Consider the following 17,272-nt stretch of genomic DNA (forward strand, 5'->3'; position numbering starts at 1 on the left):
TCTGTTTCTATCATAAGCAACTTGAAGCGTTGTTTCCAGCATCGAAATTAAACCAATAACCCCTCATAATGATATATAATGACTGGGATCACGAAAGGAGTTGCTGACGTGGACACATTATGGCGAGACGGGGGCAGGGCGAACCAGATTTTTTTTATCAGCGGCGGACACAAACCTGTAAACCTTCATCAGTGGGGACCAGGTGTACGTGACGTCTATGCGCTACACTACATCATTCGAGGGCAGGGTACACTGGAAACCGGAGGCAAGCATTATCGGCTGGGTGCCGAAGAGAGCTTTATCATTTTTCCGCAAAAAGAAATCTATTACTACCCCGATCCGGCGAACCCGTGGGAGTACGTATGGATTGAGTTCGACGGACGAAACGCAGGGCAAATCGTAGATTTGACACAACTATCGGTTAAGCACCCTGTACTGCCGGCCGCACCGGAAACGATGGAGATGTGGTTTCATTTGGCCTGGAATGCAGGTGCATCACCAAGTGAAGTATTAAGAGCGGATGCACGTTTGCAGCTGTTACTGTCCTATTACATTGAATTTTTTCCGAGCGAGAAGCAGACAGAAACCAGAGATGAGGTATGGATGGCGAAAACTTATATCGAGCAAAACTACTGGCAATCATCCTTGACGGTAGCAGAGATTGTACAGGCCGTAAATCTGGAGCGAAGTTACCTGTTCCGCAAGTTCAAGGAAGCTACAGGTGAATCGGTGTCAACGTACATAACGGCATGTCGTATCCGGCGTGCCTGCGAGCTCCTTGAGTCATCTCAATTGTCCATTCAATCCATAGCATATTCGGTAGGATATAATGATCCGCTTTATTTTTCTAGGGTATTCAAAAAGGCAACATCATACACGCCATCTGCATATATGATGTTGCACCAGAAAAAAATAACTAGTAAGACATTTACAAGTAACGTTTAGCGAAAAAGTGCACAGTTCCCGGACTCACGGAAGTAACGAATGAGCTTCTCAATCGGCTCCCGCCCGCAATTCAGCTTCACCCCAAGACAATCAATGCAGACAAATTGCCGGGCTGTTAATGAGACTAATTTCAGGTAGATGCCGACATCGTCGGAAGTGAGCGGAACCTGACAGGTGGTGCACAGCCGGCTTTGTGCCATTTATTTCACCAGTTTGGCTCGCACGACGAGACAATCATGGGCCGCTATGACGGGAGCATAACGCTCGCGGAATACACCGAGTTCCTTGTGCTCCCAGCAGTCATAGAGAGACAGGGAGTAGCCTGATGCGTAAGGCAGTCCCATATCCCAAAATTGCAGGGATAGTTCGCGCTGGCTGTCGCTCAGATTGAAGAAACCAATCGCCAGATCACCGTCCGTAAGCACCTTCACCAGCATGAATACATCATCGGTATGGAACCATTGCGGCTCAGGTTTGATGCGGTAAGCCCCGCGTGCCTCTGCGTCCTGATTAATGGCAAGCAGATCGGGGTTCAGCAAAATGTCCTTGGTGACCTGATTGGCCTTGCGTACATCACATCCAATCATAAGCGGTGAACCCATCATCGACCAGAGGGAGAAATGGGTTTTGTACTCAATATCGTTGCAGCCGCCAATGCTACCGATAAAGTCATTGTTACTTCCGCCGTACATGCCTACGATGAGCATATCCATGTCATTGTGGCAGAAGGAACCGGTATAGCTTTGTTTTCCGAGCTGTGAAAGGGCCAGTTCTTTGACCGAATCCCAGTTATCGCGAATATCCCCGGTTGAACGGTACATATGCGCCCCTGATTCACGAATCCATTCATAGACATTGTCCTCTCCCCAGTTGCAGGCAGAGAAAAGAATATCGCGGCCGCAGTTTTTGAGCGCAAGACTCATGCGTTTGTATAACAATTCGCCAGAGATATGGCGCGGCTTGAAGCAGTAGTCATATTTTAAATAATCCACGCCCCACTCGGCGAATAATGCCGCATCCTGAAATTCATGCTCGAAGCTGCCTGGATACCCGGCACAAGTATGTGTTCCGACACAGGAGTACATGCCAAACTTCAAACCTTTGTCGTGAATATAATCTGCAAGCGCCTTCATTCCACTCGGGAATTTGGCAGGGTCTACGACCAGATTGCCGTCCGCATCCCGCTCCTTCAGGCTCCAGCAATCGTCAATGACAATGTACTCGTACCCGGCGTCACGATATCCTTCCGTTACAAACACATCGGCAACATCCCGAATCAATTGCTCATTGATGTCCCACGTAAACGTATTCCATGAATTCCAGCCCAGCGCAGGGGCAAATCCCATCATTGCATTGGTGTTAATACTCATGATCTGACTCGCTTCCTTCCTTGTCCTGATTCCTAAATTTTTTAAAAAAAACCTAATGCCATCTTCTCCATGTTACAAATAGGGGGATTAATTATCATGTATAACTATCATGAACTTAACGGATTAAGGGCATTTCAACCATAGTCTGACGTTGCTTGGACATGGACAAATGTTGTTTAGGTTAAAAGGAGTAATCTGGGAATAATTGTGTTGTACTAATTAAAACATCAAATCACCATGTTATAATAAGGACATAAAGAGCTTATAATGCAGAAGGAGCCGTGCGCGAACACGACTCCCCATGCAATAGCCGCTTTTAAGGGCGGTAGGCTTTTAAGCAGAGGTACGAATCATTGGTAAACCGCATCCTTAGCTCAGGGGCGGTCTACTTGTCTTTATTGGACAGTATTGCTGTAATCAGCAAACCAAAGGTAAGCATCAGCATCAAGAATTCAAATACTGTCACAAGGCATCACCTCCCTTCCGGGAGATTAGCCGACCGACCATATAGCCCTTTCCAATGCCATGCGCCTGAAATGGCGTGTTTTTTGCTGTTTTACAGGGCTATGTCCTGTACAAAACCACGAACATTAAACCTCCTTCTGGCGAAGCTTTTTTTTATCGTTTATACTTGTAAAGCCAATTTACTTGAGGAGTTGTCTAACGAATCATGAATAAAAAAGAAGTCGCGCACATTCGCAAACAATTCAAGCTGGATCATGACCTGCTGAACATTTACGACATCCTGAATGTCTATATTACGAAAGAAACCAATGAAGTCTATCACTGGGAACGTCATCCGTTTGAACTGGTGGATCGGGAGAAGCAAGAGTTATACATGGGTAATTTCAAAAAATTGCTGACAGGTGAACTGGATCAGAAACTGTTCGAACTGAAGTTCCAAGAAGAAGCGGAGGAGCCGGCACAGGTGATGCTTCACCAGGCACTCGTCACAGGTGACCCGGATGAGTGGCAGGATCTGATGCTGTTGCTTGTCGATCGTATGATGGCTGATGCCAAGTATGAACGGGATATGGTGGTTACGTTTATTAAAGGGCAGTATTATCTGCCAACGAAGGCGAGAAATGAGGCAACAGAGGAAAGCGAGAAAAATGAGGTCTTTGCTCATCCCTTCATCCTGTGTAGTGTGAATTCCACGGAGAAACAGCGGAAGACGCTGCTCTTTGACTATGTAGAGCGGGAATTCAAGTATAACATCATCGTTGATCCGATCATCAAATTAAGCACGCCGGAGCAGGGTTTCCTATATCCAAGCGTTACGGACAACTATTCCGACGTAAATCGTGTGCTGTACTGCACGGGCAAATCCAATTTCCCGGACCCTCATTTTGTTGAAAATGTGCTGAATGGGGAACGTTCTGTGACGGCCTTGGAGGAGCGCGCAATATTCGAGGATATCGTCAAAGAGATCACGGGTGAGCAGATGGATGCCACAACCCTGGCTCATGTATATGAAGAGATCAACCGGGTTATTGAAGTGAACGAGGAATCCCATGAGGAAGAGCCACCGAAGTTGGATTACAAAGACGTAGAACGTCTGCTTACAGCCAGCGGCGTAGAAGAACTGACCACCGAGAAAGTGGAACGTGCATTCGAAACAATCGTCGACAATAAAAACTATGAACTGAAGGCGAACAGCGTGATGCCGAAGTACACTTCCAAATCAATCAAGATTGATACCAAGGTGGCGACCATCTCGATCAGTCCGCAGGATCTCAAATATGTGAGACAAGTCAACTATCAGGGAAGACGCTGTATTATGATTGAAGTGGATGAAGATGCGGTGATTGAGGGATTCACACTGGCTACGGAGAATCTGTAAATAAACTTCAGCTTAAACATTCACAAAGCCCAAGCTTGCGGTCATTCCGCCAGGCTTGGGCTTTGTTGTCTTAGGTCTGTTTGTCTCTGTCTCAGCTAAGATTGACGTAACAACAGCTGAATATCGGCTGCTGGGCGGGAGCCAAGCTCCTCGTGAAGCGATTCCTCGAGTAACTGGTATTGCCACTGGGCTTCAGTCCGCCGACCCAGCGAAAGATAGATCACGATTTTTTCACGGTGAATATCCTCCCGAATCGAATCGATCTGCAGAATTCGATCCAAATAATGCAGTGTACGCAGGGGTTGCTTTTGCTGGATATGATATTGAGCAGCCGTTTCCATCATTGTGATGAAGTCCCTCTCGAGCTGTCTTGACCATGCAAGTGCCCATTCATAATGCCGTCCTTTCAAAAGCTCACCACGATACAAGGTGTCTATTCTTTCGAACATCTCAGGTGAATAGGTTGAAGTTTGACGGATCTGGCGAAATAACGCTTCAAACTCATACAGATCACAATCGATGGAATCCCGGTCAATCCGAATCCCGTTGCGATCCTTCTGGATAAGTGGAACATCGCTGTTATCTCCAACCGCACGCCGGACGTAGTAAAGTGTTGAGTTGATATTAGTCCAGGCTTTCTGCGGACTGAGATCCTTCCATAACGTATCAGCCAGTACATCACGGCTAGTCGACTTCGCACATAAAAGAAATGCGAGTAACTCCTCTGTTTTCGGCGTTCGTAGCTTCACAGGGATGTCCACATTCGCTCCATCAAGCACGGTAAATTCGCCTAACATCCGCACAGTCAGACGTGGGGATGGGGATACCGGCTCCGATGAGATAGCTGTGTCTCGGAGAAGTTGCTGCAAGCGCTGAATCGTACGACTCACACGCTCGGCTGTCACAGGTTTGATGATATAGTCGATGACTTCTTTTTCAAAAGCCTGTACGGCATATTCCTCATATCCTGTCACCAGCACGATCGGCAGGGAGGGGTGATGCTTGCGCAATTCGCCGATCAGTTGCATCCCGGAGATTCGTGGCATGGTAATATCCAGGAAAGCAGCATCAAAACTGTGATTTGCTGCATATTCGCAAGCTTTCTCGGGATCATGGAATACTTCGCATACCTCAATGGCTCCACTTTCAGTCAAAATCCGTTTTAGTCGTTTGAGCGATAGATCCTCATCGTCTACGATGATTACTTTTATCATGTAATGTACCCCCCGTTACCCTTCATACTCTGGTGTTGAATGGGAAGATCGAGCGTAATACGGGTTCCTTCACCATCATGACTTTCCATCCGAAAATCCCTGTTATACAGCAGTTTGAGTCTGCTGGATATATTCCATAAACCGACACCTGTGCTACCATCGGCGACCTGGCGGAGCTCTTTCATTTTCTGTTTTGTCATACCTATGCCGTTGTCTTCAATGGTAAATCTGGTTTCTGTTTCGCTGAGATTGCGAATAGATAGCATAACACGGCCGCCGCCAACACGGGACATTAGACCGTGCCGAATAGCATTTTCGATCAAGGGCTGCAGAATCAGCGGCGGAATCTGCATAGTTCGATCCACATCAGCATCTACATCGATAATGACTTCGAGTCTTGATCCGAAGCGTGCCTGTTCAATGGCTACATAGGCCTCGATCATACCCAGTTCGTTCTCCAGACTGGTCTTGGAATCCAGATGTTTGAAGTGAACACTGCCCCGCAAATAACTGGATAATTGTAAAATCAATCGTTCTGCCTCATCTGGCGCATCCACACATAATTCGGCAATGGCATTCAAGGCGTTATACAGAAAATGCGGGTTAATCTGGGACCGCAAAAAGGAAATTTCGGCATTACGTGCAGCCTGAACAGATGTTTTCATCCGGGTTAGACCACCGATCCGTGCAAGCAATTCCTCCGACTCAAAAGGCTTGGATACAAAATCGTTGGCACCTTTCTCCAGCGCAAGCTTTAATTGATGAGCTTTATTGCCTGCGGTTAGCATGAGCACAGGGAGTTCGGAAGGGGAGAAGCGCTCCCGAATCCGATCGAGCAGTTCATACCCTGACATGCCTGGCATCATGATATCGGCAATCACCAGATGCACGGCAGGAAGTTTGTCCATCAGCATCATTACCGATTGGGAACGGGATGTAACGGCATAACTGTATCCTTCTAGCTTCAGCAGACCCACGATCGTCTGCAGATTGGCCGCATCATCGTCAACCACGAGAATCCACTCATTCCGTACCCCTTGCATAATGACAGGTTCTTCATACCTCAGTTCTCGATTTCCCGAAACCGTAGGCGCCATGCTGAAAGGCGTCACGTTGGCACGTTTCTCTTTTTTACCTTCAGCCAGTGGGAACGTCAAAATAAATGTGGCGCCTTGACCCAGCGTTGATTCGGCGTGAATGGTTCCTCCGTGCATCTCAACAAGTTTGCGCGTGATGCTTAGACCCAAACCTGTGCCTCCGGCAACCATTGGCCCCGCGTCTGCTTCCTGTTCGAAAGGCAGGAAGATATGCTCCAACTTGTGGGGGCTGATGCCGCGTCCCGTATCGGTAATGCGCAGTGCTGCTTTTCCCTGAACGAGTGTAGCACTTATCCGGACAGAACCCTGTTCCGTGAATTTGATGGCATTGCCGATCAGGTTGTGCAGAATCTGAACAAGACGATTCCCGTCTGCATAAATTGCCGGGAAATAGGCTGGGATGTCATTGATCAGTTCCACCTTTTTGGTACCAAGCAGGAAGGAGTGCATGCGCAACACCGATTCGACATAGGAGGACAGGTCTGTAGCTGAACGGTGCAGCGAGATGTCCCCATGCTTCATTTTGGAATAGTCCAGCAGCTCATCCACTAGGTACGTCAAACGTCTTCCACTGCCCGTCACAATCGCCAGATTATGTGCTTGTTCATCGGTGAGCGGGCCTTCCGAACCCTTGAGCAGACTTTCACTAATATTAACGATGGCGTTGAGCGGTGTTTTGAGCTCATGCGATGTGTTGGATAGAAAATCATCCTTAACCTGATCGAGCAGGAGAAGCTGATCCTTCAGAGATCGAACGGTAAGGTAGGCCTCGAAGAGCCGCAGGACGGCTAGAAATAACATCAGGATGCTGAACAGTACGATACATACCTGTCCGATATTAACGTTTTCCTTTAGTGAGATCGAGAACAGGTTGATGTCCAGACAGTACAGCGTGATACAGAGCATGGCTGCGTACCATAGAAAGCTTGATAATCGTTCTCCCTTCTCGCTGAGCACAAACCGCAAAGCACATTGCACCAGAAGCCATAGCAGAATCAATGTGTACAGTCCGATAACATAAGGTGCGGTTAACACGTATACGGAGATAGGAAAGAGTACGAGCAAACTGACATATGCGCCAAAAATAAATAGGGTTACAGAGGTAACTACCCCCGAGAACATGCCTGTCCTGAAACGGTAGAAATAAAAGATCAACAAGCCGAGACAGGCAACGGAGCAAAAATCTTTTAATTTATATAACGTACTAAATGTAAGATCTGTGCTTGCTGTTGCTAATACTCGTTCACTGATCATGCCATTGTAGAGGGCATACAATAGGCATACCAGGCCGAGCAGTAACAGAGAGTCATCCCGGTTTCGATATAGCGCAGATCCCAAATAACTGATGAGAAAAATGATGGATATGGTAGCCAATACAGCCATAGTTGCCAGTTCAATGGCCGTGCGGTTCTGATGGCTTTTTAGCATGGCAGCCTGTTCTCCAAAAAAAAGCGGACCCGAGATGCCTGCATTCGGATAGTCATAGTTGGCGACCCGAACCAGTATCTCAATATCACCGCCATGATACGGGAAAAATGCGATTTGTGGTGAATTGCCTGCCTTGTACCCTGCATTTTTTTCCACGGCTTGTCCGTCTTCCATCAGTTTGGTGCCATTGACGTAAATTTCGCTGGCAAAGCGAATGTTGCTTTTCTTGATGGCAAGAGTGCCTTCAACGGGTGTATTTTTTAGGACAAGCCGGTATGTAGCAAAACCGTAGGACGGTAATCGTTCATCCCCTACCCGAACGGGTCCCCAAGTACCAGGAACCTCTGCATAAGCATCAGGGGATGCTGGTGATCCTTGTTGTTTTTGATCCGCGATATGAGCTGAAGCCGGCAGTAGCTTCTTCCAATAAAATTCCCATTCACCGTCCAGCCTGATGCGATTCTCAAGTTTCGGATTCCAGGTCGATAGATCCAGAATGCCTTGACGGGCATGGAGAGCGGCGGCTTGCGGTTCTCTAGCCGTGGATAGAACCAGCAGCGTAACAGCAAGTATCACGGTGAGAACAACACCTGAAATTCGTATGAACACGTTTTGCTGCTCCTTTGGGAGATTACCAATCATCTCTAGTATTCTATCGGCATTGTAGCGGATATCCCCAGAGGGTGCAATTCAATATCGACAAAATTCTTTGTTTATTTTTTGTTTATTGTGATTTTGTATAATTCGAATGTGTGATATGTCGAAAGGATCTAGTGAAAGTATCCAAAGACCTATCTTTGCGCAACTCTGGACTTATGGGTCTGAGAGTATGGAGAGGGAAATCACAACATGGTGTTGACGGAACTTAATGATTGGGTGTACTTACAGCAGCCGGGGTTGTAAAGTGCAGTTACTTATGAAGCAGTGTTAATAAGATGGCTTTGTTCAGTGGCCATCTATGCAAATCTTTAAGTCTTTTTGATTTACAAATCAAACTTAGAAAGGAAGTAGAACATGAGCAAGAATCTGAATGCCAAAAAAGCTTTATCTATGATTCTCACCTTTTTATTAGTCCTAAGCGGTATCCCCGGATTTCATAATTGGGGAGGAGACCATGCTTACGCAGCCACCGAGACTTGGGCTTCTTTAGGAGTTCCAGGTATTAGTACTGGAGAAGCTGAATACAATTCCGTAGCCTTAGACCCACAAAATACTCCTTATGTTGCTTTTGCAGATAAAGGGAACTCTGGTAAGGCGAAGGTCATGAAATTTGTGAACGGCCAGTGGCAAACTGTAGGAAGTCCTGAAATCTCGTCAGGAAAAGCCTATGAATTGTTCCTTGGCATTGATAAGCAAGGTACACCATATCTTGTTTACACGGATGAAGCTAACGAAGGTAGGCTAGGCGTAAAGAGGTTCACTGCTGGTCAATGGGAGTATGTGGGGGGGAGCAATATTTCACCAGGATCAGCGATTGGTATGATTGCCTTTGACTCCGCAGATAATCCATATGTTCTCTATAGAGACTATCCAAACCAGAACAGAGCTAAAGTTGTGAAGTTCACGAATAATGTATGGTCTACCGTGGGAACGTGGGTGACTTCAGGCGACGCCAATGAGATGGCTCTCGCCCTGGATTCAAAGGATACCCCTTATGTAGCCTACAGTGACGGGACAGACAACTATAGGTTGTCTGTTAAGAAGTTCGACGGATCAGCGTGGAGTTACGTGGGAGCTACCAAGCTTACAACTGGTCAATCATCGAACCATGCGATCGCAATCGCTCCCAGCGACGTTCCTTATATTGCTTTTTCAAATCAAGACAATTCTTATAAAACTACCGTATTGAAGTTCACAGGTACCCAGTGGGAGAACGTTGGAAACACTGGTGGCATTTCTGTTGGCTCGTCCAGAGAAAATACACTGGCTTTCGATTCTATAGGAACTCCATATGTTTCTTATAGTGACAATGGAACCATGTTCGGACAGCGGCCTTTTGGAGTTGTCAAAAAGCTCAGCGGGAATCAGTGGCAACCTGTTGGAGGAAGTAACTTCACTGGACCGAACACCCTTAATCAAGTGCAGTATGTATCGTTTGCCTTGGGATCCGATAACATTCCATATGTCGCTTATCAGGATCAATCCGCTAGTAAGAAAACAACCGTGAAGTCTCTTACTACCCAGTATAACGTCAGCTACAATGGCAATGGTCATGAGTCAGGTAGTGTGCCTGTAGACATGCAGGGCTATTCTACGCTGTCGCCCCTTGTCACAGTAGCTGAAAACACCGGAAATATGGAGAAAGAAGGCTACATCTTCTCACACTGGAATACTGCAGCAGACGGAACAGGCACGGACTACAGTCCGAATGACACCTTCAACATTAACGGCGCTGACGTTACACTCTATGCGCAATGGGTAAATGGGAATTCGGATGTTACCTTCGTCACGAACGGAGGCACCCCAATCTTGTCGCAGTCAGTCGGCCATAATCTTATGGCAACAGAGCCATCGCCACCGAGTAAAGCTGGATACAAGTTTTTAGGCTGGTATACAGATATCGAGCTGACACAAGCTTATGATTTTCAGTCACCTGTGACTAGTAATCTGACTCTATATGCCAAGTGGCAGTCCGAGAATGCTACACTGTCCAGCCTGAGTGTAGGTCAAGGCACTCTGGATCGAGCCTTCTCGCCAGCAGAGATGAATTACCAAGTGGAAGTAGCTCCTGAAGTAACCAGTCTGGACTTCTCCTTTTCCAAGGCAGAGACCAGTCAGACAATCAGTGTCACTGGAGCAACCGAGCAATCCGTTACCGATGATGTATATTCCTATACGGCTTCTAACCTGATAACAGGCTTGAACCCTGTACAGATCAAAGTGACGGCCGAGGATGGCAACAGCAATACGTATAACCTGAGCGTCAAACGTCTCGGCGAACCTAGTACCAATACCCAGCTGGGTGGTCTTACACTGAATAGCGGTACATTATCTCCAGCCTTCTCGCCAGAAGAGCGGAATTACCAAGTGGAAGTAGCTCCCGAAGTAACCAGTCTGGACTTCTCCTTCTCCAAGGCAGAGACCAGCCAGACAATAAGCGTCACTGGAGCAACCGAGCAATCCGTGACCAATGATGTGTATTCCTATACGGCTTCTAATCTGGTGACAGGATTGAATCCTGTACAGATCAAGGTGACGGGAGAGGACGGCAACAGCAACAGTTACAATCTGATCGTAAAACGTCTCAGCGAGCCTAGTAACAATGCCGACCTGGGTGGTCTGACATTGACTAGTGGTATATTATCTCCGGTCTTCAGCCCGAATGTGGAACATTATACAGCAACTGTGAGCAGTTCAATCCGCTCGTTAGTGGTTAGTGTCACTTCTGTTCAAGAAGGTGCGAGCGTTAAAATCAATGGTACGAGTGGAAAAATTGCAGATATTTCGCTCGCAAACGGACTGAATACAGTAACGATCGAGGTGACTGCACCGAATGGCAGCACCAAGAAGACTTATACGTTGCTCATTACTCGCAGTAATGAAGATAACGCTACTGGCAATACTGGAAATTCTGGAACTGGTGGAGCAAGTAACGGAGGTGGAGGCGTTACCTCACCAGTGACCAATAATAATACCAGCAGTAACGTAAAGGTACTGGTGAACGGCCAGGCACAATCTGCGGGAACCTTAATGACTTCGACAGTGAATGGGCAACAGGTCGTGACGATTTCTGTGAATGCGGAAGCGATCGCCCAAAAGCTGAATACCGAAGCCGCTGGCAGCGTAATCACGATTCCAGTTACGGGCAGTAATAGTGCGAATACAGGTGTAATTATCGGTGAGCTGAATGGACAGACGGTGAAGCTTATGGAAGATAAGCAAGCGGTGTTGGTACTCCAGACAGATACAGCAAGCTACACTTTGCCAGCAAGTCAGATTCGGATTGGCAGCGTGGCTGAACAGCTTAAGTTGAATAGTAACGACTCCCTTGAGAGCATCAAGCTTCAAGTAGAGATTGCCCAAGTAGATCCAACTACGGTACAAGCAGCGAATTCCGTTTCACAGCAAGCTGGATATACGCTGGTCGGAATACCTGTGGAATTCAACGTAATTGCCAGCTATAACGGTAAGACTACACCTGTAAATGAATTCAGTAGCTACGTAGAGCGTACGATTGCTCTTCCGGCAAACATTGCTCCAGACCAAATGACAACAGGTGTCGTCATTGATAAAGATGGCAGCGTTCGTCATGTACCAACGAAGATTACAATAATAAACGGAGCATATTATGCGAAGATTAACAGCTTGACCAACAGTGCATATAGCATTGTGTACTCTCCTAAATCCTTCACGGATGTGGCTAACCACTGGAGTAATATAGCAGTGAACGATATGAGCTCACGTATGATCGTGAGCGGCGTATCAAACAGCAATTTCGAACCAGATCGTAGCATTACACGAGCCGAATTTGCAGCCATCGTCGTACGTGCACTGGGTCTGAAGCCGGGTGAAGGAAGCAATGGCTTCCGAGATGTGAATGATAAAGACTGGTTTGCAGATGTCGTGAAGACTGCTTCTAAATATGGTTTGATCGGCGGCTATGAAGACGGCACATTCCGTCCACAAGAGGAGATTACCCGTCAGGAAGCGATGACTCTGATCGCAAGAGCCATGAAAGTGACAGGATTGGAAGATCGGGTGCCTGCTGATGCTGCGAAACAGTTGTCCAGCTTCACAGATGCAGAACAAGTAGCCAGCTGGGCGAAGGAAGCAGCCGCAGCCAGTGTCCATACGGGACTAGTAACGGGTCGCGGTTCGAACACGATTGCACCATTGCAGTCGATAACAAGAGCCGAGACAGCGACCATCCTGAGAAGACTATTGCAACAGTCTGACCTGATCTAAAGATTCGTTTGCATATTTGAGTTGCGAAATGGAGTCAGTCATAGGAATAAATAAAAAAATCCCGGAAGTCTGCAATGACTTTCGGGATTTTTTTATTTAGTTTAGACCCAGCCTGTGAATGCCAAAATAGATGCTTTGGCTGATTGAGCTTCCATGTGAGTACCTGTGCGCCAAGCCTTCGGCGACTCACCCATTAATCTGGCGAAGCAACGGTTGAAGCTGGAAATGGACCTGAACCCGACTTGCTCAGAGATCGAGAGCACCGAGGCATCGGTACTTTTTAAACGTTTGCAAGCCTCTTCTACGCGTGTACTGTTTAGAAAATCAAGAGGGGTCGTACCCATAATCTCATGGAACTTGCGGCGAAAATGGGTGGTGCTTAGATGACACAGTTCTGCAAGCTCATCAATCGTCACCGGCATCATGTAATTCCTCGTGATAAATTCCAGAGCAGGGGATATAACCAGATCAGGCTGACGGCTCTGCCTTTCCGTTTCCCGCATCTGTTCTAGTTCCAGCTTCTGCTCTCGGCTAAGCCCGTTCTCATCGCTCGCATGAATTCGTAGCAACTCAATATACAGCGACATTAATAATCCATACGCACTCTCTCGATAGAATGGGGTTTGCCGCTGGATTTCCTCTACAATCGATGTGGCTAGCATATACACCTTCGGATATTGATCTTTATGTAACACACAACGACCTGCTTGAATAGCTCGGAGATTGGGCTCCATGTTACTCTGCGGTGTTTTTAATGAATGCTGGAACAGTTCCTCTGGCGAAAAAAAGAGATAGGCCCACCTGCTTGCCGTATTAGGTGAACTGTATGTTGTATGGGGCAGGTAACGAGGTAGGAATGTAACATCTCCGGCTCGAAAAGGAACGTTTTCTCCCTTGATCTCCATTACACCTCCATCGGAGTAACAGATGCCAATCTCCATATGATTATGGAAATGTAGGTGCTCACTCTTCATATCAGAGATTTTCCAGCGTTCCCCGCTGAGTAGCAGAACAGGAAAGTCTATGGGCAGGCTGTAATGGCGGTATTCAATGACAGGTTTTTTCGGTTTGGGCATGTCCGGCTGCTCCTATTCGTCGGATTATAAATGATCGAAATTGCGCAGTTTTGTTACGAATATGCTTAGATGCAAACTATTTTACTGCGTACAATGAAATAAGTAAAGCGTTTACATCACAGGACGGTCACTTCTTAAACTCAATTTGAGGAGTGTGCGCAGGAGAGGGGAATTTCAATGCTGCAAGTGAAATACGACCGTGAACAAATTTTAAACGTTATTCAGAACGTAACGAGAAAAACACTGGATATGGACTTGACTTGGGATTGGCCCTGCGGCGTAGCCTATTACGGAGTAGCGAGAGCTTACCAAACGACAGGTGATCCGGAGATTTTGGACAGGCTGGTGAAGTGGGCGGATGAATATATAGAGCTAGGCTTGCCAAGCTGGACGGTGAATACATGTGCAATGGGACATGTATTGATCACGTTATACGAAGAGACAGGCGATCAGAAGTATTGGGATACCGTCATGAGTAAAGTGGATTATTTGCAAAATCATGCGCTCCGCTTTGGCGATCGGGTGTTACAGCACACTGTATCAACAGCGAATGATTTTCCTGAACAGGCCTGGGCAGATACGCTGTTTATGGCGGCTTTTTTCCTGCTCCGAGTGGGTAGCAAGCTGAAGGACGAAGCAATGATTCAGGATGCGCTGAATCAGTATTACTGGCATATCAAATACCTGCAAGATCCAAGCACCGGCCTGTGGTATCACGGTTATAACAACGTGAACAAGGATCACATGTCCGGCTTTTACTGGGGACGAGCGAATGCATGGGGAGCTTATACGATGTCACAGGTCAAACCGCAACTCAAAGAGTGGTACTTGTATCCGCAATGTATGGACGTTGAATGTTCCTTGCGTGATCAGCTTGCGGCTATCAAGTTGCTGCAGACGGAAGATGGCTTATGGCGTACCGTGCTGGATGATGCGGAATCTTATGAGGAAGTTTCCGCATCATGCGGTATTGCAGCGGCTATGATTAATAACGGCAACCCATTGCATACGAAATATGTACAAAAGGCCCTTAGCGGCATTTTGCACCATATCAGCGAGGATGGACGTGTACTCGGGGTCTCCGGCGGAACAGCTGTGATGAAGGATCGCGATGGGTACCGCAACATTCCGAAAGACTGGATTCAAGGATGGGGTCAGGGACTGGCACTGGCATTTCTGTCGGATATGTTACGACAAGGAGAGTGAACATGTTGCCAAAATCAACCAAAGGCTCTTTCACGTTACCAGGAGAATCCGGTTATGAAGCACTGACGCTGGAGCTGGCTGAGCGGTGGGGAGCCGATGTGATCAGAGATAGTGACGGGACAAAGTTGTCGGGTGAGATCATTCAGGCCGGATACGGCATTTATTCGACGATCTGTATCATTCGGGATCATAATGAGTGGGCATCAAGGAATCAGGATAAGCTCCAGCAATGTTTTCTTATTACTCAGCCGAAGGTAGCCGTTCAGGATTATATCTCCATCTATCTGATGGAGGACTTTTTTGCCGAACAATTCAAGGTGAACGATTCGAAGGAAGCGTTGAAGTATTGGCAGGTGTACGACCGGACGACCGGACAGGAAGTACCGAGAACACAGTGGAATTACGAAAGAGAATCCGGCAACGTGGTCATTACTGGCATCACCCCTTGGCATAAATACACGGTAAGTTTCATGGTCTATCGTATCTGGGAAGAAATATCTATGTATAATCACACAACCAACAACTGGGACAAAGAACACCTGATGCAGATCGACCCCATCTATGCAGACACGCAAACGTATCTATTGGATTGGATGGAAAAATGGTGCCTTGCTCACCCCGAAACAACGGTTGTTCGATTCACGTCACTCTTCTATAACTTTGCCTGGATTTGGGGTAGTGAAGAGCGCAACCGCCATCTCTTCTCGGATTGGGGTTCCTACGATTTTACGGTGAGTTCAAGAGGGCTTGATTTATTTGCTGAAAAATATGGTTATGCACTCACCGCAGAGGATTTTGTGAATGGCGGAAAGTACCAGGTCAGCCATATGCCTGCGGGGCAGCGCAAGCTGGACTGGATGGCATTTATCAATGATTTTGTCATTGATTTTGGCAGAAAGTTGATTGATATCGTGCATCGCCATGGCAAGTTGGCTTATGTATTCTATGACGATAGCTGGGTGGGCATGGAGCCTTACAATGACCGCTTTGAAGAGTTTGGCTTCGATGGCATGATCAAATGTGTGTTCTCTGGCTATGAGGCCAGAATGTGTTCGGGCGTCAAGGCTGAAACACATGAAATTCGCCTGCATCCCTATCTGTTCCCCGTTGGGTTAGGTGGATTACCTACCTTTAAGGAGGGTGGGAACCCAACGCTTGATGCCAAAAATTACTGGATCAACATTCGGCGCGCGTTATTGCGCGAGAAAATCGACCGGATTGGCCTGGGCGGATACCTGCATTTGGTAGAGCCTTATCCTGATTTTGTGGAATATATCGAGAAGGTCGCAGATGAATTCAGGGAGATCAAAGCATTGCACCAGGCAGGCAAACCTGCGCAGCTTCAAACGCGTGTGGCGGTGCTCCATAGCTGGGGCCAATTAAGATCATGGACGTTGTCGGGACACTTCCATGAGACTTACATGCATGACTTGATTCATGTGAATGAGGCGTTAGCCGGGTTGCCGGTTGATGTACGCTTTATCGATTTTGAAGATATTCGCCAAGGCGTGCTGAACGAGGTGGATGTCGTCATTAATGCTGGAAGAGCCGGTTCTGCATGGAGCGGTGGCGAGCACTGGAATGAAACGGCTTGTGTGGATCAGCTCACCCGTTGGGTGCACGAAGGAGGCACATTTATTGGCATCAACCAGCCGTCGGCTGTGGGAGGTTATGATACCTTTTTCCGAATGGCTCATGTGCTTGGGGTGGATGAGGATACAGGTGCGCGTGTAGTGCATGGAAAATGGGCCTATGAGGTGCAGGATCGGCATGAGCTTGTGCCAGAAGGTGCAACAGTCAAAGGCAAGCCGCAACGTTATCTGACCGATGGAACGGCCGAGGTGGTGCTGGAAACGGAAGGGAACATTGCACTGTCTGTACATGCGTTTGGCAAAGGAAAGGGAATCTATCTGTCTTCGTTCGAATTCAACTGGGCGAATGCCAGACTGCTGCTGAATCTGATCCGCTTTGCAGGTAATGAGCAACACAATACCAAGTATATTACGGATAATGTGTATACCGAGTGTGCGTATTATCCCGAGAGCGGCAAGCTGGTTGTAATCAACAACAGGGATCAGGCGCAGACGACGACGATTGACACGGAGCAGGGGATGCAGAGGTTTGATATCGCACCATTTGATACAATGATTACCCAGATTGGAGCGCAGGCTTCGGTATAACATAAGCT

Annotated in this window: 10 protein-coding genes; 5 read left to right on the forward strand and 5 right to left on the reverse strand. The window is 47.3% G+C overall.

Annotated elements, in window-relative coordinates:
- Positions 1–108 precede the first annotated feature (108 nt).
- A complete protein-coding gene (locus MHI38_RS20545; protein ID WP_341181604.1) occupies positions 109–945 on the forward strand; it encodes a helix-turn-helix domain-containing protein in 837 nt (278 codons plus the stop codon).
- Positions 946–1,145: 200 nt separating this feature from the next.
- Here MHI38_RS20545 and MHI38_RS20550 read toward each other — a convergent pair whose 3' ends face one another.
- Complete coding sequence (locus tag MHI38_RS20550; RefSeq protein ID WP_308723289.1) at positions 1,146–2,315, reverse strand: glycoside hydrolase family 27 protein; 1,170 nt, start codon at positions 2,313–2,315, stop codon at positions 1,146–1,148.
- 385 nt (positions 2,316–2,700) lie between these two features.
- A complete protein-coding gene (locus MHI38_RS28790; RefSeq protein ID WP_418792770.1) occupies positions 2,701–2,781 on the reverse strand; it encodes a putative holin-like toxin in 81 nt (26 codons plus the stop codon).
- A gap of 204 nt (positions 2,782–2,985) precedes the next feature.
- Between MHI38_RS28790 and MHI38_RS20555 the strand changes: the two genes are divergently transcribed.
- Entirely contained in the window at positions 2,986–4,158 is a 1,173-nt protein-coding gene (locus MHI38_RS20555) for a DUF4317 domain-containing protein (RefSeq protein ID WP_090923180.1), read from the forward strand.
- 95 nt (positions 4,159–4,253) lie between these two features.
- Here MHI38_RS20555 and MHI38_RS20560 read toward each other — a convergent pair whose 3' ends face one another.
- Together MHI38_RS20560 and MHI38_RS20565 are read right to left on the reverse strand one after the other, a co-directional pair.
- Positions 4,254–5,372 carry a response regulator gene (locus MHI38_RS20560; RefSeq protein WP_154891665.1) on the reverse strand — a complete coding sequence of 373 codons (1,119 nt, stop codon included), beginning with the start codon at positions 5,370–5,372 and terminating at the stop codon, positions 4,254–4,256.
- Complete coding sequence (locus tag MHI38_RS20565) at positions 5,369–8,506, reverse strand: ATP-binding protein (RefSeq protein WP_186809823.1); 3,138 nt, start codon at positions 8,504–8,506, stop codon at positions 5,369–5,371. Before MHI38_RS20565 ends, MHI38_RS20560 begins: the two co-directional genes overlap by 4 nt.
- Positions 8,507–8,911: 405 nt before the next feature.
- On the opposite strand from MHI38_RS20565, the gene MHI38_RS20570 reads away from it, so the two are divergent.
- The gene (locus MHI38_RS20570) at positions 8,912–12,802 is read left to right on the forward strand and encodes an S-layer homology domain-containing protein (protein ID WP_341181605.1); all 3,891 of its coding nucleotides are present in this window, start codon (positions 8,912–8,914) and stop codon (positions 12,800–12,802) included.
- 101 nt (positions 12,803–12,903) lie between these two features.
- Here the strand turns inward: MHI38_RS20570 and MHI38_RS20575 are convergent, their stop codons facing one another.
- Positions 12,904–13,878: an AraC family transcriptional regulator gene (locus MHI38_RS20575; RefSeq protein WP_090923168.1), complete on the reverse strand. Its 975-nt coding sequence runs from the start codon at positions 13,876–13,878 to the stop codon at positions 12,904–12,906.
- Between the two features lie 177 nt (positions 13,879–14,055).
- Between MHI38_RS20575 and MHI38_RS20580 the strand changes: the two genes are divergently transcribed.
- Together MHI38_RS20580 and gnpA are read left to right on the forward strand one after the other, a co-directional pair.
- A complete protein-coding gene (locus MHI38_RS20580) occupies positions 14,056–15,084 on the forward strand; it encodes a glycoside hydrolase family 88/105 protein (protein ID WP_090923166.1) in 1,029 nt (342 codons plus the stop codon).
- 2 nt (positions 15,085–15,086) lie between these two features.
- The gene (gnpA, locus tag MHI38_RS20585; protein ID WP_341181606.1) at positions 15,087–17,264 is read left to right on the forward strand and encodes a 1,3-beta-galactosyl-N-acetylhexosamine phosphorylase; all 2,178 of its coding nucleotides are present in this window, start codon (positions 15,087–15,089) and stop codon (positions 17,262–17,264) included.
- Positions 17,265–17,272: the final 8 nt, after the last annotated feature.

It is taken from the genome of Paenibacillus sp. FSL K6-1558 (genome assembly GCF_038002565.1).
Taxonomy (GTDB): domain Bacteria; phylum Bacillota; class Bacilli; order Paenibacillales; family Paenibacillaceae; genus Paenibacillus; species Paenibacillus polysaccharolyticus.